At 64.5% G+C, this 23,438-nt stretch carries 22 protein-coding genes and 1 tRNA gene; 15 read left to right on the forward strand and 8 right to left on the reverse strand.

What is annotated here, in order from left to right:
- Positions 1 to 51 precede the first annotated feature (51 nt).
- The 4 genes from IVB24_RS37155 (at position 52) to IVB24_RS37170 (ending at position 2,823) form a co-directional block, all read left to right on the forward strand.
- Positions 52 to 621 (forward strand): alpha-ketoglutarate-dependent dioxygenase AlkB, encoded by a 570-nt coding sequence (locus tag IVB24_RS37155; protein ID WP_247771524.1) that lies wholly within the window; start codon positions 52 to 54, stop codon positions 619 to 621.
- Between the two features lie 201 nt (positions 622 to 822).
- Positions 823 to 1,230, forward strand: coding sequence for a DUF3606 domain-containing protein (locus IVB24_RS37160; RefSeq protein WP_247771525.1), 408 nt, complete (start codon positions 823 to 825; stop codon positions 1,228 to 1,230).
- A 24-nt stretch (positions 1,231 to 1,254) separates the two neighbouring features.
- Positions 1,255 to 1,749: a hypothetical protein gene (locus IVB24_RS37165; RefSeq protein WP_166467237.1), complete on the forward strand. Its 495-nt coding sequence runs from the start codon at positions 1,255 to 1,257 to the stop codon at positions 1,747 to 1,749.
- Positions 1,750 to 1,893: 144 nt separating this feature from the next.
- Entirely contained in the window at positions 1,894 to 2,823 is a 930-nt protein-coding gene (locus tag IVB24_RS37170) for a carboxylesterase family protein (RefSeq protein WP_346771386.1), read from the forward strand.
- Between the two features lie 73 nt (positions 2,824 to 2,896).
- Here IVB24_RS37170 and IVB24_RS37175 read toward each other — a convergent pair whose 3' ends face one another.
- The gene (locus IVB24_RS37175) at positions 2,897 to 4,459 is read right to left on the reverse strand and encodes an adenylate/guanylate cyclase domain-containing protein (RefSeq protein ID WP_162308345.1); all 1,563 of its coding nucleotides are present in this window, start codon (positions 4,457 to 4,459) and stop codon (positions 2,897 to 2,899) included.
- 191 nt (positions 4,460 to 4,650) lie between these two features.
- Here IVB24_RS37175 and IVB24_RS37180 point away from each other — a divergent pair, with 191 nt between their 5' ends.
- The gene (locus tag IVB24_RS37180; RefSeq protein WP_247771527.1) at positions 4,651 to 5,742 is read left to right on the forward strand and encodes an enolase C-terminal domain-like protein; all 1,092 of its coding nucleotides are present in this window, start codon (positions 4,651 to 4,653) and stop codon (positions 5,740 to 5,742) included.
- A gap of 9 nt (positions 5,743 to 5,751) precedes the next feature.
- Here IVB24_RS37180 and IVB24_RS37185 read toward each other — a convergent pair whose 3' ends face one another.
- A complete protein-coding gene (locus tag IVB24_RS37185; protein ID WP_247771528.1) occupies positions 5,752 to 6,174 on the reverse strand; it encodes a RidA family protein in 423 nt (140 codons plus the stop codon).
- A gap of 215 nt (positions 6,175 to 6,389) precedes the next feature.
- Here IVB24_RS37185 and IVB24_RS37190 point away from each other — a divergent pair, with 215 nt between their 5' ends.
- Positions 6,390 to 6,851: an NUDIX hydrolase gene (locus IVB24_RS37190; RefSeq protein ID WP_166467240.1), complete on the forward strand. Its 462-nt coding sequence runs from the start codon at positions 6,390 to 6,392 to the stop codon at positions 6,849 to 6,851.
- Between the two features lie 80 nt (positions 6,852 to 6,931).
- Here the strand turns inward: IVB24_RS37190 and IVB24_RS37195 are convergent.
- Positions 6,932 to 7,006 (reverse strand) — tRNA-Val (locus tag IVB24_RS37195).
- 75 nt (positions 7,007 to 7,081) lie between these two features.
- The gene (locus tag IVB24_RS37200; protein ID WP_007597092.1) at positions 7,082 to 7,441 is read right to left on the reverse strand and encodes a response regulator; all 360 of its coding nucleotides are present in this window, start codon (positions 7,439 to 7,441) and stop codon (positions 7,082 to 7,084) included.
- A 330-nt stretch (positions 7,442 to 7,771) separates the two neighbouring features.
- Between IVB24_RS37200 and IVB24_RS37205 the strand changes: the two genes are divergently transcribed.
- The 3 genes from IVB24_RS37205 (at position 7,772) to IVB24_RS37215 (ending at position 10,980) form a co-directional block, all read left to right on the forward strand.
- Complete coding sequence (locus IVB24_RS37205) at positions 7,772 to 8,662, forward strand: N-formylglutamate amidohydrolase (protein ID WP_212280575.1); 891 nt, start codon at positions 7,772 to 7,774, stop codon at positions 8,660 to 8,662.
- Between the two features lie 552 nt (positions 8,663 to 9,214).
- Positions 9,215 to 9,997: a histidinol-phosphatase gene (gene hisN, locus IVB24_RS37210; RefSeq protein WP_094973180.1), complete on the forward strand. Its 783-nt coding sequence runs from the start codon at positions 9,215 to 9,217 to the stop codon at positions 9,995 to 9,997.
- Between the two features lie 17 nt (positions 9,998 to 10,014).
- Positions 10,015 to 10,980 (forward strand): tripartite tricarboxylate transporter substrate binding protein, encoded by a 966-nt coding sequence (locus tag IVB24_RS37215; protein WP_247771529.1) that lies wholly within the window; start codon positions 10,015 to 10,017, stop codon positions 10,978 to 10,980.
- Positions 10,981 to 11,087: 107 nt separating this feature from the next.
- Here the strand turns inward: IVB24_RS37215 and IVB24_RS37220 are convergent, their stop codons facing one another.
- On the reverse strand, positions 11,088 to 11,978 hold the full coding sequence (locus IVB24_RS37220; protein WP_094973182.1) for a LysR substrate-binding domain-containing protein: 891 nt from the start codon (positions 11,976 to 11,978) through the stop codon (positions 11,088 to 11,090).
- Between the two features lie 89 nt (positions 11,979 to 12,067).
- Between IVB24_RS37220 and IVB24_RS37225 the strand changes: the two genes are divergently transcribed.
- Positions 12,068 to 12,820, forward strand: coding sequence for a sulfite exporter TauE/SafE family protein (locus tag IVB24_RS37225; RefSeq protein ID WP_247771530.1), 753 nt, complete (start codon positions 12,068 to 12,070; stop codon positions 12,818 to 12,820).
- Positions 12,821 to 12,875: 55 nt separating this feature from the next.
- Here IVB24_RS37225 and IVB24_RS37230 read toward each other — a convergent pair whose 3' ends face one another.
- A complete protein-coding gene (locus IVB24_RS37230; protein ID WP_094973184.1) occupies positions 12,876 to 13,508 on the reverse strand; it encodes a LysE family translocator in 633 nt (210 codons plus the stop codon).
- Positions 13,509 to 13,728: 220 nt separating this feature from the next.
- Here IVB24_RS37230 and IVB24_RS37235 point away from each other — a divergent pair, with 220 nt between their 5' ends.
- Both IVB24_RS37235 and IVB24_RS37240 read left to right on the forward strand, forming a co-directional pair.
- Positions 13,729 to 15,525: a tetratricopeptide repeat protein gene (locus tag IVB24_RS37235; protein WP_247771531.1), complete on the forward strand. Its 1,797-nt coding sequence runs from the start codon at positions 13,729 to 13,731 to the stop codon at positions 15,523 to 15,525.
- A 195-nt stretch (positions 15,526 to 15,720) separates the two neighbouring features.
- Positions 15,721 to 18,486, forward strand: a complete 2,766-nt coding sequence (locus IVB24_RS37240; RefSeq protein WP_247771532.1) for a di-heme-cytochrome C peroxidase — start codon at positions 15,721 to 15,723, stop codon at positions 18,484 to 18,486.
- A 49-nt stretch (positions 18,487 to 18,535) separates the two neighbouring features.
- Here the strand turns inward: IVB24_RS37240 and IVB24_RS37245 are convergent, their stop codons facing one another.
- A complete protein-coding gene (locus tag IVB24_RS37245; RefSeq protein ID WP_094973187.1) occupies positions 18,536 to 19,483 on the reverse strand; it encodes an alpha/beta hydrolase in 948 nt (315 codons plus the stop codon).
- A 219-nt stretch (positions 19,484 to 19,702) separates the two neighbouring features.
- On the opposite strand from IVB24_RS37245, the gene IVB24_RS37250 reads away from it, so the two are divergent.
- From IVB24_RS37250 to IVB24_RS37260, 3 genes are all read left to right on the forward strand, one after another.
- Positions 19,703 to 20,173 carry an Hsp20 family protein gene (locus tag IVB24_RS37250; protein WP_247771533.1) on the forward strand — a complete coding sequence of 157 codons (471 nt, stop codon included), beginning with the start codon at positions 19,703 to 19,705 and terminating at the stop codon, positions 20,171 to 20,173.
- A gap of 151 nt (positions 20,174 to 20,324) precedes the next feature.
- Positions 20,325 to 21,095, forward strand: coding sequence for an alpha/beta hydrolase (locus IVB24_RS37255; protein ID WP_140482603.1), 771 nt, complete (start codon positions 20,325 to 20,327; stop codon positions 21,093 to 21,095).
- A 222-nt stretch (positions 21,096 to 21,317) separates the two neighbouring features.
- Positions 21,318 to 22,269 (forward strand): IS630 family transposase gene (locus IVB24_RS37260; RefSeq protein WP_247768038.1). Its coding sequence is split into 2 segments (ribosomal slippage): positions 21,318 to 21,658 and positions 21,657 to 22,269, totalling 954 coding nucleotides; the frame shifts between segments, so codons are not numbered across the junction.
- Positions 22,270 to 22,281: 12 nt separating this feature from the next.
- Here the strand turns inward: IVB24_RS37260 and IVB24_RS37265 are convergent.
- Positions 22,282 to 23,055, reverse strand: coding sequence for a hypothetical protein (locus IVB24_RS37265; protein WP_247771534.1), 774 nt, complete (start codon positions 23,053 to 23,055; stop codon positions 22,282 to 22,284).
- Positions 23,056 to 23,438: the final 383 nt, after the last annotated feature.

Genomic DNA, 23,438 nt, shown 5'->3' on the forward strand with positions numbered 1-23,438 from the left:
ATATGTAAGTCGCATCAGCCGCCAATAGGTTCCATCACGGAAATGCGAGGAATGACGCAGCTTGGCTTGTTCGCCGTCCCTGACGAAGGTCCGGCCGGCCTTCGCCACACGGACAATTTTATCGAACCCGCCGTCGAGCAATCCTTGGTCGGCCGCATCACGGCATTGCCGCTCGAGCGCTTCCAGTTCGGGGCGTTCGAGGGCAACCGCCGGGTGGCGTCCTTCGGCTATCGCTATGATTACACGTTGCAGCGGCTCGCCGAGGCGGAGCCGATCCCGGACTGGCTCATGCCCATCGCGCGTCAGGCCGAGGCCTGGGCGAAGCTGCCGGAGGCCAGCGTCCGGCAGGTACTCTGTACCGAGTATGAGGCCGGCGTCGGCATCGGCTGGCACCGCGACAAGCCGCACTTCGACAAAATCCTCGGCCTGTCGCTCGGCTCGGCCTGCAAATTCCGCTTCCGCCGCCGCAGCGGCGACAAATGGCAGCGCCACACGCTCGAGGCCCGCCCGCGCTCGCTCTACATGATGGAGGGCGAGGCGCGCTCGCAATGGGAGCACAGCATTCCGCCGGTCGAGGCGCACCGTTACTCCATCACGTTCCGGACGATGAGGCAGGCGTAGCGCGGCCGGCAATCAAAAAATGCGAAAACAACCCCATGCAAAGTAGAACGCCCGTTCAGCCCGAGGCGCGGCCACGCCGCACAAGGGTTTGACACATCGGTGCAAAACCGCCGCCTTGCGCAATCACCGCAGGCTTGCCGTCTTGCCTTCCGAATCCGGTTGCATGCTAGATTGGCACGCATTCCACGGCAGGAGGGAAGCATGGCCGACAACAAGGCAAAGCGCGGCGGGACCGATCGGGCGCTGATTGCGCTCACCGAAAAATATGAACTCGCCTACTGGTCGAAGAAGTTCAAGGTGACCCCGGCCAAGCTGAAATACGCCGTCAAGAAGGTCGGCCACTCCGCCAAGAAGGTCGAGGCGTATATCAAGCTCCAGAAGCACCGCGCCTCCGACAAGAGCCGGATCGCGCTCAGCGAGGCCTATGAGGTCCGCTACTGGTCGAAGAAATTCAAGATCACCCCGGCCAAGCTGAAGGCTGCCGTCGCCGCGGCCGGCCATTCCGCGAAGAAGGTCGGGGCCTATCTCGCCGCCCAGAAGGCGGCGAAGAAGGCCAAGACGGCCAAGAAGACGACCAAAAAGGTGGCCAAGCGCAAGAAGACGGCCTGAGATTTCCGGTCCATGGAGGCAAGCATGCGATCCGGTCGATTTATCTTCAGCTGCACCCTCGTCCTTGTGAGCCTGTCCGGCATCGCCGGGGCGTCCGGCGCCACGCCGGCAAAAGTCTCCGGCGCGACGGCGCTGGCACTCGCGGGCGTGATCGCGCCGCTGTCGCCGGATCTGTCGGGCGCCGAGAGGAAGGCGGTTGCGATGCTGTTCGCCGGTGGCAGCGACGTTCCCTACAAAAAGGCGATCGTGGTCACCGCTGACAGGATCGTCTGTCGTACCGGCAATGTCGATATCACCGTTCGCAATTGCGAGGTGACCTTCGGCAAGACAGTGAGGACCGTGAACGGCTCCACCGCCAACGAGATCTTCGCCACCGAGGCCTTGGCCGGCATCCCGCCGGACGGTGCCGCGGGATCGAACTTCGAGAGCCTGACCCGGCTGAGCTGCACGATCGATCCCAACGCGATCAGGCGCAAGGACGGAAGCGGAGCGGACTGCACGTTCCAGCCGGGAAACTGAGCTTGGCTTTGGCTTGGCTTGAAGCGAAGTTCGGCGGGCGAACCAAAGGCGCCGTGAAATCGCCTCAAGGCGAACGAATAAGGCGAATTGAAAAGACAGGCCAAACCTGCGAACCAATATGAGGGGCGCAAGGCCGGCATCGAAATGAAGAATTACCTCGCTTTTTTCCTGTTTCTGACCATCACGACCGCCTCCGCGCATGGCCCGTTGCCGGCGCGGTTGACGGCGCCCTCCGACCTCGTTCGGACAGGCCTGACCGATTCCGACACCACGGCTGGCGGCACCGCGCGGCTGTGCGAGCAGGTCACCTTCTCCCGGGGCCTGCGCTACGGCGAGAGCGAAGCCAACGTGCTCGACGTCGCCGCCAGCACGACCAAGGCGGATACGCCGCGGCCGGTGCTGCTGTTCGTGGCCGGCGACACGTTCACTGGGGACCACGCCGCGCCTGAGCTATCGCGCCAGATCCAGGACCAGGTCATGTGCTTTGCCGCCCGCAACGAGATGATCGGGGTGCGCGTCAACTATCGCCTGGCTCCCGGCGCGACCTGGCCGATGGGAGCAACCGACGTGGCGGCGGCGCTGTCCTGGGTCCACGGAAATATCGACCTGTTCAACGGCGATGCCCGCGAGATCGTCGCGATCGGCTACGGCGCCGGCGCGTTCCATGTCGCAACCCTGCTGGCGCATCCCGAGCTCCAGGCCGACCGCGCCGATGTCGCTGCCGTCGTGCTGGTGTCCGGCATCTACCGCGTCGGCAAGGACGCCAGCGACAGCGAGAAGGCCTATCTCGGCGGCGACGCCAGCCAGTACAACACCCGCTCGGTCTTCCCCGGCATCCTTAATGTCGATGTGCCGATCGTGCTGGCCTGGGCTGCGGACGATTCCGCCGGTGTCGTCGCGCAGGGCGAGACCCTGAAGAAGACCCTCTGCGGCGCCGGCCACTGCCCGCGCGCCTCGCTGCTGCGCAGCCGCGACGGCATCGCGAGCGCCTTCGGCCTCGACGGCTCCGGCGACAGTCTTGCGGAGCCGACAATGCTGCTGGTGAAGCAGCTGGAGGCGCGGGGGCTGCCGTAGGCGAGTCGCTGCTCGCTTATCGACTGCTCACACTATTTGCTGTGGGGACTCTTCCGATCAGAGAACCGCTCGTTCACGCCGGCTTCAGCGAGGCCAGCGCGTTTTCCAGCAGCGAGCGCACGCGGGCGGCATCGCCGGACTTCACCACGGCCGGATCCAGATAAAGCTCCAGCCCCGGCGCGCGCTCGGTGATGACGCCGCTGCGCTCCGCCGCCGCGTCGTTCAGTGCGTCGACGGAATAGGGAATGACCTCGCGGCTGATGCCCTTCATCGTGATCGCCGGCAGGGCGTGGGCGCGGACGATGTCGGTGACGAGCGCGAAGGTCTCGTAGCTCAGCACGATGCCGCCGGGTTCGGCGATCGACTGCAGGCGCGCGGCGAGGTTCGCCTCCGCACCGATGATGGTGTAATCCATGCGGTCGCTGCTGCCGAAATTGCCGACATTGCAATAGCCGGAATTGATGCCCATGCGCGAGCGGAACGGCTGCTCGATGCCGGACGCCCGCCATTTCGCATTCAGCTCGGAAAGGCGCTGTTGCATGCGCCATGCCATCTGCAGGCACGCCTGCGCATCGGCGCGATCACCCCTGCTCTCGGGATCGCCGAAAAAGATCAGCATGGCATCGCCGATGAACTTGTCGATGGTGCCGCCATATTCGTGCGCGATCGCCGACATCTCGGTGAAATATTCATTGAGGAGCTGGGTCAATTGCTCCGGCTGCAGCCGCTCGGCAGTCGCCGTAAAATTCTGGATGTCGGAGAAGAAAATGGTGAGCTTCTTGCGCTCGGTGTGAATGGTGACGTCCTTCTGGCCGGAGAAGATGCTCTTGTAGACCTGGGGCGGGATGTAGCGCGAGATCTTCATCGACAGCGAGGCCAGGAAGTCGTTGGCGGATTCGAGCTCCTTGTTCATGCCCTTGATGCGGCTGGCCTGGCGGCGCTGCAGCGACAGGAACGCCAGGCCGCTGCCCGCGGCGATCAGGAAATAGGCCAGCAGGAACTTAAACGAGAAGATGTTGGCGGCGATCGGCTGCGCGATGATCACCTCCTGGATGCCTCTGACGTCGCCAACCTTCCAATCCCTCTTCGGGCTCTCGGGATGGCTGTTGTGGCAGCTCACGCAGGCCGGGCCCATCGTGACGGGGGCGACGAGGCGGACCTTGTCGTTGAACAGCGAAGTCTCCGTCTCCACGATCTTCTGCTCGGGATCTTTCCGCAGCGCATCGAGCGCATCCTTCTCGAACTTGTCGAGCTGGTGCGGGGCGCGGTTCTGGAACGGGAAATCGGAGACGAAGCGGTAGGTGATGTTCTCCTGCTGCGCCCCGATCACCCGTCCGAGTTCCAGTGACAGCGTCGCCGGGATCGGGATCGCGCCGGGGATGGATTCGTAATTGTGCACGACCTTGGTGGTGCCATCGGGGTTGGCCAGCACGCGCCCGACCACGTTGGAGGCGTAATAGCCGCGCACGCTGGTGATGACCGAATTGAGATCGACCGCCTGCCGGCGCAGCGCCGTCTTGCTCAGCTCGGTCAGGTCCAGCCACACCGCGAGCGGCAAAGCGAGCAGGAGGAATGCGATCACGGTGCCCGTGAGCAGGCCGCTCTTGCGCTGTTCTTCGGAGATCTCTCGTTTCACTCTGTGGCTCCGTTGTAAGCGATTTTGTCGCAAATTGCCCGAAATATGCGACAAGGAATGCCGCGGCACAGAGCCAATAAACGACGGCCGGCGCAACCCAATTCTATGGTGGTCGGGCAAGACGGCTTTTCGTTTGATCACGGATGCTTAAGATCGGGGCCGACCTGCATCCGCCCCGCCGGGAGAGACCCATGACCGAGACCATTCGCATCAAACGCTTCCATGCGCGGCCCGTGATCGTGCCGATGAACCTGCCGCTGCAGACCTCGACCGGCTCAGTCGCCAGGGCGCCACTGGTGCTGATCGACTGCGAGACCGACCGGGGCGCGGTCGGGCACGCCTATCTGTTCTCGATCACGCCATCGGCGTTGAAGCCGCTGACGGCGATGGTCACGGAAATGTCAGAGCTGCTCGCCGGCGACGAGCTGCTGCCGTTCGAGATCGAACGCAAGCTGACCCAGCGCTTCACCCTGCTCGGCCTCGCCGGCCTGCAGCGGCTGGCGCAATCCGGCATCGACATGGCCGCCTGGGACGCGCTCGCACGAGCCAAGGGCCTGCCGCTGGCCCGGCTGCTCGGCGGCGCGCCGAAGCCGGTGAGGGCCTACAATTCGAAGGGTCTCGGCATCATGCCGGCGGGGGCCGCGGTCGAGGAGGCACACAAGCTGCTGGCCGAAGGATTCCAGGCCGCCAAGATCCGCGTCGGCCGGCCCGATGCGCGCGAAGACCTCGCCGTGGTCCGCGCCGTGCGCAAGGCCATCGGCGATCATGTGACGCTGATGTGCGACTACAACCAGGCGCTGACGGTGACGGAGGCGATCCGCCGCGGCGAGATGCTCGACGACGAGGGCCTGACCTGGATCGAGGAGCCGATCCGCCACGACGATTATGCCGGCTGCGCCCGCATTGCGGACGCACTGCGCACGCCCGTCCAGATCGGCGAGAACTTTGACAGCGCCTTTTCGATGCAATCCGCGCTCTCGGCGGAAGCCTGCGACTACGTGATGCCCGACGTGCAGCGCATCGGCGGCGTCACCGGCTGGCTGCGCGCCGCCGCGCTCGCCCATGCCGCCGGCATCGAGATGTCAACGCATCTGTTCTCGGAAGTCAGCGCGCATCTGCTTTGCGTAACGCCGACGGCGCATTGGCTGGAATATGTCGATTGGGCCGACGCGGTACTGTCGACGCGGCTGACGATCAAGGACGGCTTTGCACTGCCGAACGAAGAGCCCGGCAACGGGATCGGGTGGGACGAGGCAGCGGTCGCCAAATACCTCGTGGGATAAGGCTGCCTGCTACGACCGAACAGCGGCGATCATGCTCAACTCGACCGGCGCTCCTCGCGGCAGCTCGGCGACGCCGACGGACGTGCGCGTATGACGACCGCGCTCGCCGAGGCATTCGATCAGCCGGTCGGAGGCACCGTTCATGACCTGCGACTGCTGGGTGAATCCGGGCGCCGAGGCGACGTAGCCCACGAGCTGCAGGACCTGGACGATCCTGTCCTCGCCGCCTGTTGCATGGTTGATGGCGGAAACGCAGAGATCGGCGCAGAGCGCAGCAGCCTCTTGCGCGGACGCGACATCGACGCCTGCTCCGACCTTGCCCACATACAGCAGATCTTCGCCGCGACGCGGCAGCTGGCCACTGACATAGGCGAGTCCGCCATGGATGATTACCGGCAAATAGTTTCCGCCGGGCTTGTTCACGCCGCTCATCTCGATGCCCTGCCTCGTCAAAGTCCGGCGAACGATGCATTGCGCTGAAGGGCAAGGCGCCGGATTGTCGTCGCTGTGGTGGACTGGACATTGGCAGCCGACACGCCGCGGATCAAGGCTGCGAAGCTTGGGCAGATCGGAGATGGGGCGGGCTCGGCCGGCGACACTTGCCTGCCCGAATTGCGCAGTGCTGGCAGGCGCGATAACGATCCTCCATGACCACATGGCGCCCGCATCCTCACATCCGCGTCGTCGCGCTCGGACTGCACTGGCGCGACGGCCGGCTGCTCGCGGCCGAGATTCGCGATGATGCGAACCGGATCAAGGGCGTACGCCCGCTCGGCGGCGAAATCGAGTTCGGCGAGAGCTGGCAGGCGGCTCTCATCCGAGAGTTCGACGAGGAGCTCGGCATCGACGTCAGCATCACGAGCGAGCCGCTGGTGATGGAGAACATCTTCGTGCACGAGGGCGCGACCGGCCACGAGGTGATGTTCATCGTGGAGGTCGCATTCCCGGATGGTGCGTTCGCCGGTCAGGACCGCATCGACTTCCGCGAGGACAACGGTGAGGAGATCATCGCGCGCTGGTTCGACCTCGCCGAGCTCGACGCCGAGGGTGGACCCTGCCTCTATCCGACCGGGTTGAAGGGCCTGCTACTCGAAGGCAAGGACAGGTGAGGGTTTCTACCTTCGAGCTGCGCCGGACACGCTTCGCCGCCATCAGCTGGGCTGTGCCACGCGAAGCCGTAGGCGAAGCGTGGTGGGCGCGACAGGGATCGAACCTGTGACCCCTACCATGTCAAGGTAGTGCTCTCCCGCTGAGCTACGCGCCCTAATAGTCCACTTGCGTCGGGTGGGGTCCCTATAACGGACGAGGAGACCCTGTGCAAGGACGGAACAAGGCCGATTTAGGCGGCCAGCATCTTGTTCACTTCGCTGACCAATTCGCGCAGATGCACGGGCTTGGACAGCACCTTGGCGTTCTTGGGGGCGTCCGAATCCGAGTTCAGGGCGACCGCGGCGAAGCCGGTGATGAACATGATCTTGATGTCGGGATCGAGTTCCGAGGCCCGGCGGGCAAGCTCGATGCCGTCCATCTCCGGCATCACGATGTCGGTGAGCAGCATCTCGAACGGCTCTTCCCGCAGCCGTTGATAGGCGGCCATGCCGTTGTCATGGGACGATACCTGAAAACCGGCGTTTTCCAGCGCCTTGACCAGGAAACGGCGCATGTCGTTGTCGTCTTCGGCGAGCAGGATCTTTGGCATGGCAGGAATCGTCGCATCCCCAGAGGATATCAGCAGAGATCACTAAGCCCGACAGAGGGTAAATTTGGGGTGAAAATCTTTACCCTGAGCCAGCCGCGCTGCCAGACTCTTGTGAACCGGAAAACCGCTCGAAGCAATCGAGCCGCGCCGGCCCATCCCCGCCTCCCTGCCCACACGGTTAAGACGTGTTCCAATGACCATCACATCTTTTCGCTTGGCAGAATGGTTGCGATTCCCGACAATGACGACACATAAGAGCCGCTCGATCGGCCGAATCGATGCGGTCTGGCCACTGCCAGATCCCGGCGCGAAGGGACGAAGCCTGAGAAGATGACCCGGTTTGACGGCGAGATGTCGCCAGCCTTCGAGATCTTTGAGCCCGCGCAATGGCGCGCGCCCGTCATCTTCAACTCGCCCCATTCCGGCTCGACCTATCCGGACGAATTCCTCGCGGCGTCCAGAATCGACCTGCCGACGCTGCGGCGGTCCGAAGATTCCTTCATGGACGAGCTGATCGGCCATCTCAGCGAGCGCGGCTTTCCGACCGTGCGGGTCAACTTTCCCCGCTCCTATGTCGACGTCAACCGCGAGCCCTATGAGCTCGATCCCCGCATGTTCAGCGGACGGCTGCCGAGCTTTGCCAATACCCGCTCGATGCGGGTCGCCGGCGGTCTCGGCACCATTCCGCGCGTGGTCGGCGACGGCCAGGAGATCTACCGCGAGCGCCTCCTGGTCGACGATGCGCTGGGGCGGATCGAGACGCTGTACAAGCCCTACCACCGCGCGCTGCGCCGGCTGATCAACAAGGTGCACCAGATGTTCGGCACCGTGGTGCTGGTCGACTGCCATTCGATGCCTTCGGTCGGCGTGAGCAGGGACGAGCCGCGCCGGCCCGACGTCGTGATCGGCGACCGCTACGGCACGAGCTGCACCCCGCTGCTGCCCGACCGGGTCGAGGAGACCATGACCGGGCTCGGCTATTCGATCGGCCGCAACAAGCCCTATGCGGGCGGCTTCATCACCGAGCATTACGGCAATCCCGCGAGCGGCCTGCACGCGGTGCAGCTCGAGCTCAACCGCGCGATCTATATGGATGAGCGGCGGCGCGAGCGGGGTGCGCGCTTTGCGCAAGTGGCGTCCGACTTCGGCGTTCTCGCCGACGTGCTGGCGACCACGATTCCGTTCGGCGATCTCGGCCCGTTCCAGGCCGCGGCGGAATAGGCGCCGGCATTTCTTTCGTCAGATCGTGTTGTGCTTGACTGGCGCGAACGCGTCTTCGCTTCGCTTTCGCTGCGCACTTCGAAACGAAGACACCTGCGCAAAGAAAGAAAACACCTGCTCAAAGAAAAAAGGGCCGCTTCTGATGAAGAAGCGGCCCAAGTCTAGGGAGGAAACGCCCAAGGAGGGCAGCGGTAACGCAGAGCGCTACCGCACCGCAACAATATGCGACCGCGCCGCACAAAGTGCAAGGGCTTTTGAGCCGTTTCCCATGCAATCTGCACATGGCTCAATTGCTTCTACGGAAACCCAGATTCAGTTTCTTTGATAAGGAAATTCAATGGGTTGATAGTCATTTGCATACGAACAAGGCATGATCGGAACTAAGTTTTCAACTCTATGATCGATATTTGGCCAGCAGGTGACTTGGATGGGGCAGCGAGCTTCTGCATCCAAAATACCAGGGTGCAAATTCAAGACAGCGCTGCACGCGGGCTGAGAATTGAGCTAGGCAAGAAGGAGCTTCATTCCACTTTCGCTTTGAGGATTCGGCCTGTGACGGTGATCGACTTCTCCGCCTTCATCGGACGGCTCGCCACCGCCTCCGGCGAAACCATCCTGCCGTTCTTCCGCACCTCGCTGTCGATCGACGACAAGAGCAAGACCCGGGAATTCGACCCCGTCACGGAGGCCGATCGCGCCGCCGAGGCGGTGATGCGGCGCCTGATCAAGGCCAACTTCCCCCAGCACGGCATCGTCGGCGAGGAATTCGGCAACGAGCGCGAGGACGCCGACTATGTCTGGGTGCTCGACCCCATCGACGGCACCAAATCCTTCATCGGCGGCTTTCCGATCTGGGGGACGCTGATCGCACTGCTGCACAAGGGTGTGCCGGTGTACGGCATGATGCACCAGCCCTTCATCGGCGAGCGTTTCTCCGGCGACAATGGTTCGGCCATCTACAAGGGCCCGTCCGGCGAGCGCCGGCTTCAGGTCCGCCGCTGCGCCTCGCTTTCGGAGGCCACGACCTACACCACCAGCCCGCTGCTGATGAACGAGCGCGACCGCGCCATTTTCAGCCGTATCGAGAAGGGCGCCCGCCTGTCGCGCTATGGCGGCGACTGCTACTCCTATTGCATGCTGGCGGCAGGCCATGTCGATCTCGTGGTCGAGACCGAGCTCAAGCCTTACGATATCGCGGCGCTGATCCCGATCGTGACCGGCGCCGGCGGCGTCGTCACCACCTGGGAAGGCCAGCCGGCCCAGGGCGGCGGCCGCATCGTAGCGGCCGGCGACGCCAGAGTTCACGAAGAAGCACTGAAACTGCTCAACGGGTAAGAGGGCGGGGAGCCTGCATGAAAACTCGCCGCACGCTCCTCCTCGCAATCCTGCTTCTGCTGCCGACGCTGGCGTCCGCGCAGAATTTTCCCACCAAACCGATCAAGCTGATCGTGCCGTTCCCGGCCGGCGGGCCCAACGACATCATCGCGCGTGTGATCGGCCAGCGCATGTCGGAGCTGTCAGGCCAGCCGGTGCTGATCGACAATCGCGGCGGCCAGGGCGGCGTGCTCGGCACCGACGCGGTGTCGAAGGCCGCGCCGGACGGTTACACCATCGCGATTTCCAGCGCCGGCGCGCTCGCGATCAGCCCGAGCATGGACAAGGTCGCCTACGACACCTTGAGCGATCTCACGCCGGTGACGCTGGTCGCGACCGTGCCGGAAATGCTCGTGGTCGCCACCAACGTGCCGGCGAAGGACATCGGCGAGCTGATTGCGCTGGCCAAGGCGCAGCCCGGAAAGCTCAACTTTGCCTCCTCCGGTCCCGGCAGCCTGCCGCACCTTGCCGGTGAATTGTTCAGGCTGACGGCCAGGATCGACATCGTGCACGTGCCCTATCGCGGCGCGGCGCCGGCGGTGAACGATCTGCTCGGCCAGCAGGTGCAGATGACGTTCCTCGATCTCCCCGTGCTGCTGCCGCAGGTCAAGGCGGGCGCCTTGCGGCCGATCGCGATCGGCTCGGCCGCGCGCGCGCCGACGGCACCCGATGTGCCGACCCTCTCGGAAGCCGGTTTTCCCGATCTGCGCGTCGAGAACTGGTACGGCATGGTCGCGCCGAAGGGCACGCCGAACGAGATCGTCTCCGCGCTGCACGGCCTGGCCACGAACGCCATGGCGGATCCGGCGGTGAAGGAGAAGCTCGCGGCGCAAGGCGCGACGCTGGTCGGCGACGAGCCGGAGCATTTCCGGCAGTTCATCGCGGACGAGACGAAGAAGTGGGCGAAGGTGATCAAGGACGCCGGCGTGGAGACGGCGAAGTAGACACCACACCGTCATGGCCGGGCCTGTCCCGGCCATCCATGCCATCCTCCAGGTACGAAGAACGTGGATGCCCGGGACAAGCCCGGGCATGACGAGATTGTGGTGCTTCACACCGCCTCCGCCCTTAAATGCTCCACCAGCAGCTTCGCCGGCCGCGGCAGCGCCTTGAAGCTGCGCGCGCAGATTACGAGGCGGCGGTTGGCGAAGGCATCGCGCAGGCGGACGATGGCGAGCGGCATCAGCTTCGCGCAGCGGCGGGCGGCGGCTTCGGGCACGAGGGCAACGCCGACATCGGCGGCGACCATCTGGCAGATCGCGTCGAAATCGCGCAGGCGCGCGCGGAAATGCGGGCGCATGCCGAGCCTCGCCGCGTGCTTCGAAATATGCATCTGGAGCGCGGTGGCGCTGGTCAGGCCGACGAAGTCGCACGTCCCCGCTTCCTGGAAGTCAATCTGGCGGCGGCCGGCGAACGGGCCACGTTTCGACGTCACCAGCGCCAGGCGATCCTCGCTGAACAGGAAGCGCTCGATGTGGTCGGGCAGCGCGTGCTCGGCGGCGAAGCCGAGATCGGCCGCGCCCGCGGTGATTGCGGCTGCGATGTCGGTGCTTTCGCGCTCCTCGATGTCGACTGCGACATCGCGATGCTCGCGCAGGAAGCCGGCCAGCGCCTTCGGCAGATGCTCCGACAGGCCCGACGTGTTGGCGAGGAAGTGCACGCTGGCGCGCACGCCCGAGGCAAAGCCGGCGAGATCGCCGCGCATGGCGTCGATCTGGTGGATCACGAGCCGCGCATGGTCGAGCAGGCTCTCGCCGGCCGCGGTCAGTTCGACGCCGCGCCGTCCGCGCTTGAGCAGCGCGACGCCAAGCGCGTCCTCCAGCCCCTTGATGCGCGCGCTGGCCGAGGCCAGGGCCAGATGCGACCGCTCCGCGCCGCGGGTGATGCTGCGCTGGTCGGCGACCGCGATGAAGAGCTGGAGGTCGACGAGGTCGAAACGCATGGCAGGTCTCCGCAGACTTCGTCTGAAACGAAGGCTTACTCCGTAACCTCCAGATTGTGCGCCGGCGCGGCTTCGGTCAATGTGCCCGGATGGTCGACCCGCTTCTCATCCTCATCGCCGCCGTCTTCCTCCTCGCCGGATTCGTCAAGGGCGTGGTCGGGCTCGGCCTGCCGACGGTGTCCATGGGCCTGCTCGCGGTGAGCATGGCACCAAGCCGCGCGATCGCCATCGTCATCGTGCCCGCCATCGTCACCAACATCTGGCAGACCTTCGTCGGCCCCTATCTGCGCGACATCCTGAGGCGGCTGTGGCCGTTGATGATCGGCACCGTGATCGGCTGCTGGCTCAATGCCGGCGCGCTGACCGGCCCGCATGCCCGCTATGGCACGATCGTGCTCGGCGTCCTCCTGGTGATCTACGCCATCATCGGGCTGAACAAATTCCAGTTCCACGTCGCGCCGAAGAACGAGAAATGGGTCGGCGGCGTGGTCGGCGTGATCACCGGCGTGATCTCGGCCTCGACAGGCGTGCAGGTCATCCCCTCGATGCCGTTCATGCAGGCGATCGGCATGGAGAAGGACGAGCTGGTGCAGGCGCTCGGCGTGTTCTTCACGACGGCGACGCTGGCGCTCGCCTTCAACCTCACCGCCAGCGGATTGCTGACGCCGGCCAATGCCGTGCCCGGCGCCGTTGGCATGGCCATGGCCTTTGCCGGCATGTTCGTCGGCCAATCGGTACGCGCACGAATGCCGGCCGAAGCGTTCCGCCGCTGGTTCCTGATCGCGATGATCCTGCTCGGCGTTTATCTCGCCGGCAGCGCGCTGGCGAAGGAGTTTGCGTAGAGCGTTTGCAGGCTGGGTTGCACGACCCCGGCTCCCATCATTCGTTCGAATGAGCTTACCGCGTCTCCAGCATGGCGACGCGGATGCCGAGATAGATGAAGAGGCCGCCGAGCGCGCGGTTGACCCAGGCGATCGCGCCTTCGGACTCGCGCAGGCGGTGGGCGGCTTTGGCCGCGAACGCGGCCAGCACCAGGCACCAAAGCGTCCCTGTAAAGATGAAGATCAGGCCGAGCGTCAGGAAGGCGAGCGGCTTGTGTGCGGAATCGGCTGCGACGAATTGCGGCAGGAAGGCCAGGAAGAACAGCGCGACCTTGGGATTGAGCGCATTGGTGAAGACCCCCTGGAGGAAGACCCGCCGCAGCGAGCTCCGCACCGGCTCGTCGAGCGCCGCCGCCAGCACCGGGCGCGACCACAGCATCTGAAGCCCGGTGAACACGAGATAGGCCGCGCCGACCAGCTTCAGGATCGAGAAGGCGGTCGACGAGGCCATCAGCAGGGCCGAAAGGCCGATCGCAGCGGCCGCGACATGAACAAAACAGCCGCAACTGATGCCGAATGCGGCCGCGGCTCCGCCCCGCCAACCCATCTGCATGCTGCGGCCAATGACGTAGACGGAATCAGGCCCTGGCGTGATGTTGAGCAGCACGCCCGACAGGATGAAGAGCCAGATTTCGTGAATGCCCAGCATGCGAGGTGCCTCTGCCGCCGTCCGGGCGGTCGCAGTTCCGCTTAGTCGGTTCGCCCCTCGCCGTCCACCGCCGGAATTGCGTTGGATTTGCCTCGAATTTGCAGGACGGATCATACTTCCGCTCGGCCGCATCTGGATTATAAAGGCTGGTTGTTGAAATGCGGGATTCGAGGCGACTGCCACGCTGCGGCCGGTTTGCCTTCCCTTGGAGTCCGGGACTATGGAAAGACGTCTGGCTGCCATCGTCTGCGCCGATGTCGCCGGCTATTCGCGCATGATGGGCAGCGACGAGGCCGGCACCCATGCTGCCTTCAAGGCCCATCGCAGCGCGATCCATCCCATCATCCTCAATCACGGCGGCCGCGTCGTGAAGAACACCGGCGACGGCTTCCTGCTGGAATTCCCCTCGATCGTCGGCGCCACCGAGGCCGCCATCGCGATGCAGACGCTGATGGCGGAGCGTAACCGCCATCTGCCGGCCGACCGCACCATGCAGTTCCGCCTCGGCATCCACATGGGCGACGTCATTGCCGACGAGGACGAAGTGTTCGGTGACGATGTCAACATTGCCGTCCGCCTGGAATCGGTGGCGAGCCCCGGCGGCTTTGCGATCTCGGCCAAGGCCTACAAGGAGGCGAGCAAGCATCTCACCGTGCCGCTGGTCGATGCCGGCAATCATCGCTTCAAGAACATCAAGGATCCGGTCGGGGTCTGGACCTGGACAGCCGAGGGTGCGCCGGCGCTCGCGCCCGAGCTTCGGGAGGCGTCCGCCCTCTCGCAGCAGTACCGCACCGCGATCGTCGGCGTGCTGCCCTTCGCCAATCTCAGCGATGCCCAGGACGAGTATTTCTCCGACGGCCTCACCGAGGATCTGATCCACGCGCTGTCGCTGCAATCCTTCTATCGCGTGCTGAGCCGCAACTCGACCTTCGCCTTCAAGGGCACGAACACCAGCACCCGCCTGATCGCACGCGAGATCGACGCCACCTACCTGGTCCAGGGTTCGGTGCGGCGCGCCGGAGCCAAGATCCGCGTCACCGCCGAGCTGATCGCGCCGGAAACCGGCGAGCAGCTCTGGACCGGCCGCTACGACCGCGACATCGGCGACTTCTTCGCGATGCAGGACGAGATCACGACCAATCTGTCCGCCGCCATCGCCACCGAGATCGTCCGGGCGGAAGCCTCGGCGCCCGCGCGGCTCTCGACGGACGTCACCGCCTGGGATCGCTTCCTCAAGGGACTGTCGCATTACTACCGGCAGACCAAGGAGGACCTGACTGCCGCCGTCGACCTGTTCCGGGAAGCCATCAGGGTCGATCCCAAACTGTCGATCGCGCACGCCTATCTCGCCACAATCCAGATCCAGAGCATCCAGTTCGGCTGGGTCAAGGGCACGCGCGAGATGTGGGCCGAGGCGATGAACCTCGCTGAGACCAGCGTCCGGCTCGACCCGCGCTCGTCCTTTACGTTCTCCATCCTGTCCTGGGCACATGCCATGGAAGGGCATTACGAGGCAGCGATGGACGCGGCCAAGCGCGCAGTCGCGCTCAATCCCTACGACATGGGCGCGCGCGGTGTGCTCGGCATCTGCCATTTCGTCATCGGCGAGCACCGTGAGGCGATCGAGCTGTTCTCGATGGCCGCGCAGCGCGACAACAGCGACCCGCGCTACCAATGGGCGGCGCTGAACGCCTTCAGTCATTATCTGTTGCGCCAATATGACGCGACCCTGTCATGGGCGCGCGAGCAGCTCTACATCAACCCGAACCACGTGCAGGCGCTGGCGATCCGCGCCGCGGCCCTGGCACAATTGGGGCGGAGCGCCGAGGCGAGCGAGGCGACCGGCGTGCTGATGGGCAACTACCCAACTCTCAATGTCGATCGTCACTTGCGCAACTTCCACTGGAAACGGCCCGAGGATCTCGCCCACTATCGCGAAGGGCTGCTGAAGGCCGGCGTGCCGCTCGCCAAGCTGACCCTGGTGCAAAGCGACCTCAAACGCGCCGCCGAGTCCTGACGGGCAGGCCATAGGCCCCCCGCAGCCATTCCCTCAATTCTTTGGCCAGAACCTGCCTGCCCTTGTTGATGGGACAGTGAATTGGGCCACACTTCGCCACACGCTGAAGTAGTATAATACGTTGTCGGTTTGTTTGAACTTTCCGCGCTTGATCGGCGCCTCATTCACGATTCGCTGTTTTCAGGATTTTGGGCCATGCATGACCCCGTTTCGAAACCGCCGCTCGCCCCCTCGATCCAGGTCTCGCCGAACAATCCCTGCCCCTTCCTGCGCGGCCTCGTCGGCGAGGGCTTTGTCGAGGGCGGTACTGTCCCGCTCGGCAAGCTGTCGGAGACGATCGCGAACGCGACCGGCGAAACCGGGCTGAAGAAGGCGTCCGCCCGGCTCCAGGTCCGCGGCGTGGCGCTGATCGCCAACGGTCTCGGTCACATCCTCAAAAGCATCTTTTCGGGCGCACAGCTCGATGCGCTGCGCGGCGGCCCGCTGGACAAGCGCGGTGCCGGCTCGCGCATCCTCGGCGTCGACGGCAAGGTCAACGAGGGCGAGATCGCGCGGTTCGCGAGCTTCGGCCGGACTTACACCGATCCGAACGGCGGCTCCGAGCTGGGCCTCAACGCCTCGGAAATCGAAATCTTCATGCGCGACAACCTCAAGCGCGCCGGCAGCGCCGCACGCTGGTACTACCCGCTGCTGATGAAGTTCGAATGGCCAATCCTCCTGAAGATCATCGGCAAAGGCACGGGCGAGGATCGCTATCTCGGCGTTGCCGACGTCCGCACGCTGTTCAACGAGCGGCAACTCCCCGCGCGGATCAACCAGCGGCTCGTATCGCAACCGATACTGTCGACCTGCCAGCGCGTGGTGCGGGGTGCCCTCAAGCTTGCAGCCCTGCTGATCGCCATTGGCCTCGTTACCCTCGTCGCGGTGGCCGAATTCCCCAATCAGGTTCGTGCCGTGCTGCCGCAGAAGGGAATTCTCGTAAATCTCTTGCCGCCGCCCTTGCCCGCGGTCCCGGAGGCCAAGGCCGCCTTCTGGCTCGAGCAGAACTGGTCGCTGAAGGACCGGCACTGGTTCCATCATGCCAGTCAGGGCACCGCGACCTTCCCGGTGCCCTATGAATGGTTCATGGCGCTGGAGCAGCCGCGCCTCCATCTGTTCTCGAAGCCGGGCATGATCAAGGAGAGCGCCTATCTCGAACGCTTCGGCTTCATCCCTAGCCCGCAATCGGTTCAGACCGACACCACGACACTGCGCCGCTTCGGTTACGCCAATGTCTATGAAACGACGCAGGCGCCGGACTGGTCGACCAGATGGACGCCGGCGGAGAACGTCGACGGACTGCCGGTCGGCTTCGCACGGATGACCGGCGTCGTCGATCCCGCGACCGGCCGTCGCGAGGAGGACAAGATCGGGCTGACCTGCGCGGCCTGCCACACCGGCCAGATCCATTACCAGGGCGTGGACGTGCGCTTCGACGGCGGCCCGGCCATGACCGACCTGAAGAAGCTCGAACTCTCGACCGGCCTGTCGATCGCCTACACGCTGTATGTCCCGTTCCGCTTCCAGCGCTTTGCCGATCGCGTGCTCGGCCCCGATGCCAGCAAGACAGACCGCGCCGCGCTCAAGCAGAAGCTCAGCGCGATCGGCACATTCCTGATCGACTGGGCGAAAACCCAGCAAAAGACGGTTGAAAGCAAGAAGACCTGGAACGGCAGGCAGCAGCAGGACACGGAAGAAGGGTTCGGCCGGCTCGACGCCCTCAATCGCATCGGCAACCAGGTCTTCTCGCAGGATCTCGCGCTGAGCGGGATCAAGGGATTCGAGAAGAACCTGCACGCCCAGGATGCGCCGGTCAGCTACCCCGCGATCTGGACCGTGCCCTGGTTCAAATTCGCCCAATACGACGCCTCGATCGAGCAGCCGTTGATCCGCAACGCCGGCGAAGCGCTCGGCGTGACGGCGCTGCTCAACCTGTCCGACGCCTATCCGGAGGACCGGCTGTGGCGGTCCTCCGTGAACATCAGGACACTCGGCTGGATCGAGGACATGCTGAGAGGCCCCGATCCTTTCAAGCCCGCGGATCCTTCCGCCGGCCCGAAGTTCGGCGGCCTGCTCGCGCCAAAATGGCCTTCGCAGATCCTCGGCGATGCATGGCGGTTGAAGCCCGATCGCGTCGAGCGCGGCCGCGCCATCTACGCCGAGATGTGCTCCGGGTGCCACCTTCCGGCCATCGACACCCCAGCCTTCTGGTCATCGAAGCATTGGGAGCCGAGCGGCGACAGCAAGGTCCTGAACGCGGTCACGATTCCCCTCAAGGAGATCAACACCGATCCCGAACAATCCCTCGTTCTCAGCAACAGGATCGTCGACGTGCCCGGCTTCCTGAAGGTGAATACGGCCGACCTCCAGACATGGTGGCAATGCGACATTCCGACCGCGAGCAAATCGCCCAATGAGATGGTCTACGCGCTCGGCCTCATGACGGTGGTCGACCTCGTCGCCCGCAAATGGATGGACGACGAGAAGGTCCCGGACGCCGAACGGGCGAAAATATGGAATCTCGCGCGCAAGAACTGTCTCAATCCGGCGCCCGACCCGCGCTATCGCGCGCGGCCGTTGAACGGCATCTGGGCAACGGCGCCTTACCTGCACAACGGTTCGGTGCCTTCGCTCTATTGGTTGCTGAAGCCGGCGAGCGAGCGCCCGACCAAATTCTGCATGGGCCGCCGCGACTATGATCCCGTGACCGTCGGCTTTGCGGTGACCGCGGATGAGACGTGCAAGACGGGCGAAACGCAGTTCTCGGCGGGGTCGGAGAAGGACCCGATCCAGGGCAACAGCGTGCTCGGCCATTCCTTCGAGCGCAGGGAAGGCGAACCGAAGCGCGACGGCGTGATCGGGCGGATGTTCAAGGACGATGCCGAGCGCTACGATCTGATCGAGTATCTGAAGACGTTGTAGCTGATCTTCACCTAGCTAGCCCGCTTGCGGGGAGAGGGAGAAGACCCCCTCACTTGAACAGCGGCGTGCCCGGCACGAAGGCGTCGAAGGCGGCCCAGAATTGGGAGCGGTAGCGGTCCTGCTCCTGGAGGATCTCGTGCTTGGCGCCGGCGATCACGAGATGGGAGCCGGCGCGTAAGTGATAGGCGAACTCCTCGATCGCCGCGGTCGAGACCACGGCGTCGTTGGACGCCGCCAGCATCAGGATCGGCTGGCGGATCTGCGAGGGGTAGTTCGTGCGCTTGAAGGTGTGCATCGCGCGGAAGGCGGTATCGGCCCAGGCAACCGTCGGTGACGCCAGCCCGAGCGTCGGATCCTCCTCCAGGATCGCGGCATTGCGTGCATAGCGCACCGGATCGCTGGTCACGGGATTGTTGATGAAGGGATCGAGCCCGGTGAGGCGGTCGCTGCCGCCGGGGACATAACGGCCGCCCTGCCCGAGCAGGCGCATGGTCTTGAGCAGCGCGCGCACCGGAAGCGAGGTGGTGCGGCCGGGCAGGTCGATCATCGGCGCCGACAACACCATGCGGTCGAACCAGCGCTTGCCCGCATGCGCCACCCGCAGCATCACCGTGCCGCCCATGGAGTGGGCCAGCGCGAAGAACGGCGGTGGGCAATCGGGCAGCACGACCTGCTGCACGAAGGCCTCCACGTCGACCTCGAAATCGGAGAAGTCGCGTACATAGCCCTTGCGCGGGTCGCGCAGGCGGCGCGAGGAATGGCCCTGCCCGCGCCAGTCGATCATGGCCACCGCAAAGCCGCGGTCGCGCAGATCGCGCACGGTCTCGAAATATTTCTCGATCTGCTCGCTGCGTCCTGTGAAGACGCAGACCGTGCCCTTGCGGTTCGCCGGCGGCGCCCAGCGCGCAAAGCGCAGTTCGGCGCCATCCGGCGTCTTGATGGTACCGCTGACGACGTCTTCGGGGACGGGATTGGACGGGATCGAGACCAGCGTCATGATGGGAGGTGGTTGGGCGCGACGTGCTGCAAATCAGGAGCGGGAGCGCCGAAAAGGCGCCAATTCCGCCCTCTTGAACGCCGTTCCCCTGAACCCATATCACCTTGGTGCAGGCCGCTACCAGTGTTTCGAAACCGGAACATCAGGCTGCACACAGACGAAAGCCCGGCCCGATTGGCGGGCGGGTTACCCAACAGTCGCTCAATGGAGGACTTGACCATGCGTACCTACGACCTCACCCCGTTCTATCGTTCCACTGTCGGCTTCGACCGCCTCTTCAGCCTGCTCGACCAGGCCGGTTCGGATGGTAGCCCCGGTTATCCCCCCTACAACATCGAGCGTACCGGCGAGAACGCCTACCGCATCACCGTTGCGGTCTCGGGCTTCGCCAAGGACGAGCTCTCGATCGTCGCGAAGGAAAACACGCTGACGATCAAGGGCGAGAAGGTCGCCAACGAGAACAGCAAGGCCGAAGTGCTCTACCGCGGCATCGCCGCGCGTGCCTTCGAGCGCGCATTCCAGCTTGCCGACTTCGTCCAGGTGAAGGACGCCTCGCTCGAGAACGGCCTGCTTCACGTCGACCTCGTCCGTGAGATTCCAGAGGCGAAGAAACCGCGCCAGATTGCGATCAATACCGGTGCGCAAGGCGCACAGGTGATCGAGAACTCGGCCACGCAAGTCGCCGCTTAAATCGTACACGCCACTTCCAGGTTACGAAAACGCCCCGGTGCCCCGGGGCGTTTTTATTTTGCGCTGCATCACAGACCGGTGAGGACGCGTAACTTCGCCGCCGCACGCTCCGTCCTTTGGACATCGCATCAGAAGAAGACGGAGAACGATCATGACACTTTGGCGCAGCCTTTTCGTCGCCGCGAGCCTGCTGACGGCCCCCATCAGTTTTGCCCATGCGCAGACGCCGCAAACGGTGAAGGCGAAAAACGTCGTGCTGGTGCACGGTGCCTGGGCCGACGGGTCGAGCTGGTCGGAGGTGATCCCGATCCTCCAGGCCGCAGGCCTGCATGTCACCGCCGTGCAGAATCCGCTGTCGTCGCTCGCGGACTCGGTCGAGGCGACCAGGCGCGCGCTGGCCGAGCAGGACGGGCCGACCGTGCTGGTCGCGCATTCCTGGGGCGGCACCGTGATCAGCCAGGTCGGCACCGATCCGAAGGTGACTGGCCTCGTCTATGTCGCCGCCCGCGCACCCGATGCGAACGAGGATTTCGTCGCGCTGTCGAAGCAATTTCCGACCGGCCCGGTGCGCGCCGGCGTCGTCGAGCGCGACGGTTACACCAAGCTCTCGGAAGATGCCTTCCTGAAATACTTCGCCAATGGCGTGAAGCCCGAGCAGGCCAAGGAGCTCTACGCCGTGCAATGGCCGACCGCGGCCTCGATCTTCGCCGGCCGCACCACGGAAGCGGCGTGGCATTCGAAGCCGAGCTGGTACGCGGTGTCGAAGAACGACTACACGATCAATCCCGATTTCGAACGCTTCCTCGCCAAGCGGATGAACGCGACCACCGTTGAGCTCGATGCCGGCCACCTCTCGCTGGTATCGCATCCGAAGGAGGTGGCGGATTTGATCCTGGACGCCGCGGGGTATCCGCGGAGCTGAGGCGCGAGTGCTGAGATGCAAAAAGCGCCTGAGCACTCAAGGCGCCTTTTGTTCTGCTCAACTCTCTCCCCTGGGTCGTCCCCGTGAAGACGGGGATCCAGGACTCCGGGAAGCAGTTTGGCGGCAGCTAGAGCATTTTCCAACCTGTCGGAATCGGTAGGGGATTCCCTTGCGAGGCAAATCGTGATTCACCCTGAGGGCTGGTGATGGAGGCCAGCCCCCATGGCTAAACCGCTGTCGCCGGACCTTCGCATTCGTATTATTCGGGCTGTGGAAGATGAAGGCATGAGCCGTCGGGGCGCCGCTGTTCGGTTCGGCGTGGCGCCCTCGACAGCGATCGAACTGGTTGGCGAGTGGCGAAGGACCGGCGCCTGTGAGGCGGGAACGCAGGGCGGAGACCGGCGTTCAGCTCGGATCGAGGGTCACGCTGCGGAGATCCTCTCCCTGGTCAAGGTTACGCCTGACATGACGCTGGCCGAGATCGCTGACCATCTCTTCAAAGTCCACGGCGAGCGTTTCGTGCCGAGCGTGATCTGGCGATTCTTCGATCGTCGCAACATCACGTTCAAAAAAAACATCGCACGCCAGCGAGCAGGATCGGCCGGACGTGGCCGCTGAACGCGCAGCGTGGAAGGCGTCTCAGCCTGAGATCGGCATCCATCGGTTGGTGTTCATCGACGAGACGGGGGCTTCGACCAAAATGGCGCGGCGCTACGGCCGTTCGCCGTACGGCCAGCGCTGTGTCGCCGCGATCCCGCATGGTCATTGGAAGACGACGACCTTCGTCGGCGCGCTTAGAGCGACCGGTATGACCGCGCCGATGGTCCTCGACGGCCCCATGGATGGTCCGGCGTTCGAGGCTTACGTGACGCAAGTCCTGGTACCGACACTCAAGCCCGGCGACATCGTGGTGATGGACAATCTCGCAGCACACAAGCGGACCGAGATCGCCATCGCAATCGACGCGGCGGGCGCTCAGCTCCTCTATCTCCCGCCTTATTCGCCCGACCTCAATCCGATCGAAATGGCCTTCGCAAAGCTCAAAGCCGCCCTGCGAAAGGCCGCCGCCAGATCAATCCAGGCTTTGGACAATGCTATCGCCCTCACCACAGCCGCCTTCACCGCCCAAGAGTGCCTGAACTTCTTCGCCGCGGCAGGTTATGATCGCGCCTGATCAGAATCTGCTCTAATCTAGCCCCTGTGCCGCAGGCATCTCCTGCGTAGGCAGGATCGCCGGAGCAGGCTTGGCCTGCCCGACGGTCGACGCAGCGGCCTCGGCCGGCTTGGCCGCCGCTGTCGCGGTCTGCTGCGCAGGTTGAGGCTTCGGCGCTTCAGCCTGCTGAGCCACAGGCTCGGCCGGCTTGGCTGCGACCGGCGTCTGCCCGCGTGGCGGGGCGGCCCTGGGCAACGGCACGGTGCGGCTCGCCACGTGCGGGATCAAGGCCGGTGGGCGAGGCGGGCCGGCGCGGATCACGGTCGGCGGCGGTAGCGCGCTTTGCCGGCCATAGGGTCCGATTGCGGGCTCCTCGACGGCGGGGGCCATGCCGTAGGCGTCGGCGGCCGGCATGAAACGGATGATCCGCCCGTCGCGCGCATCGATGACGAGCCGGCCGTCGTCGCCGCGACGGTCGATCACCGCGATGGTGTAGACGCTGCCGCGCAGGCGCGGGATGCCGAGCGGCGAGAAGCCGTTTTCGCGCAAGACCGCATAGACCTCGGTCGATGGCAGCAGCGCCGGACCGCGCTCTTCGTAGCCATAGTTGTAACCATAGCCTTGGCCGTAACGCGACGGTGGTGGCGGGGCGGCTTCGGGCGGCGCATAGGGTCCGTCGAAATCCGACACCGCGATCACCCCTCTCGCGATACCGTTCGCGGGAGCTTGCGCCAAAACCTGCCCGTGCCCGGCGCTGATGGCGAGCACCAGCGTGGCGGCAGCCACACATCCTGTGAAAAACTTCATGGTCGACACGCTCCTGTCAGGCCCCCGAAGGCGTCGCGCTCTTTCGCTTCTCGTGGCGTGGCGCGCCTTTCGAGGGGTTGATCCGAAGCTTCATTCGGGATTTCGGCGCCCACAGGGCCGGATCAGGGCGCGTTTGCTTCAAAACAGCGGCTGCGCAACTTTCGGAAAGCGATTGATTGACATATCGGGAATCGGGACTTCCGCGCGCTTGTGTGATAGACAAAAATTTGGCAAGGTGACGGTTAGGACAGGAAGACTGTCTCAATTTTGCTTGCGATTCCGGCATAGGGATTGCAACGAAAGTCGGTGCTTTCGAGCGCCATAAGGCAACAGGCAAAGCCGTTCTCGGGGACGAAGAACGCCTAGCCTGAATTTAAGAAAAT

The sequence above is a fragment of the Bradyrhizobium sp. 192 genome, from assembly GCF_023100965.1.
GTDB classification, from domain to species: domain Bacteria; phylum Pseudomonadota; class Alphaproteobacteria; order Rhizobiales; family Xanthobacteraceae; genus Bradyrhizobium; species Bradyrhizobium symbiodeficiens.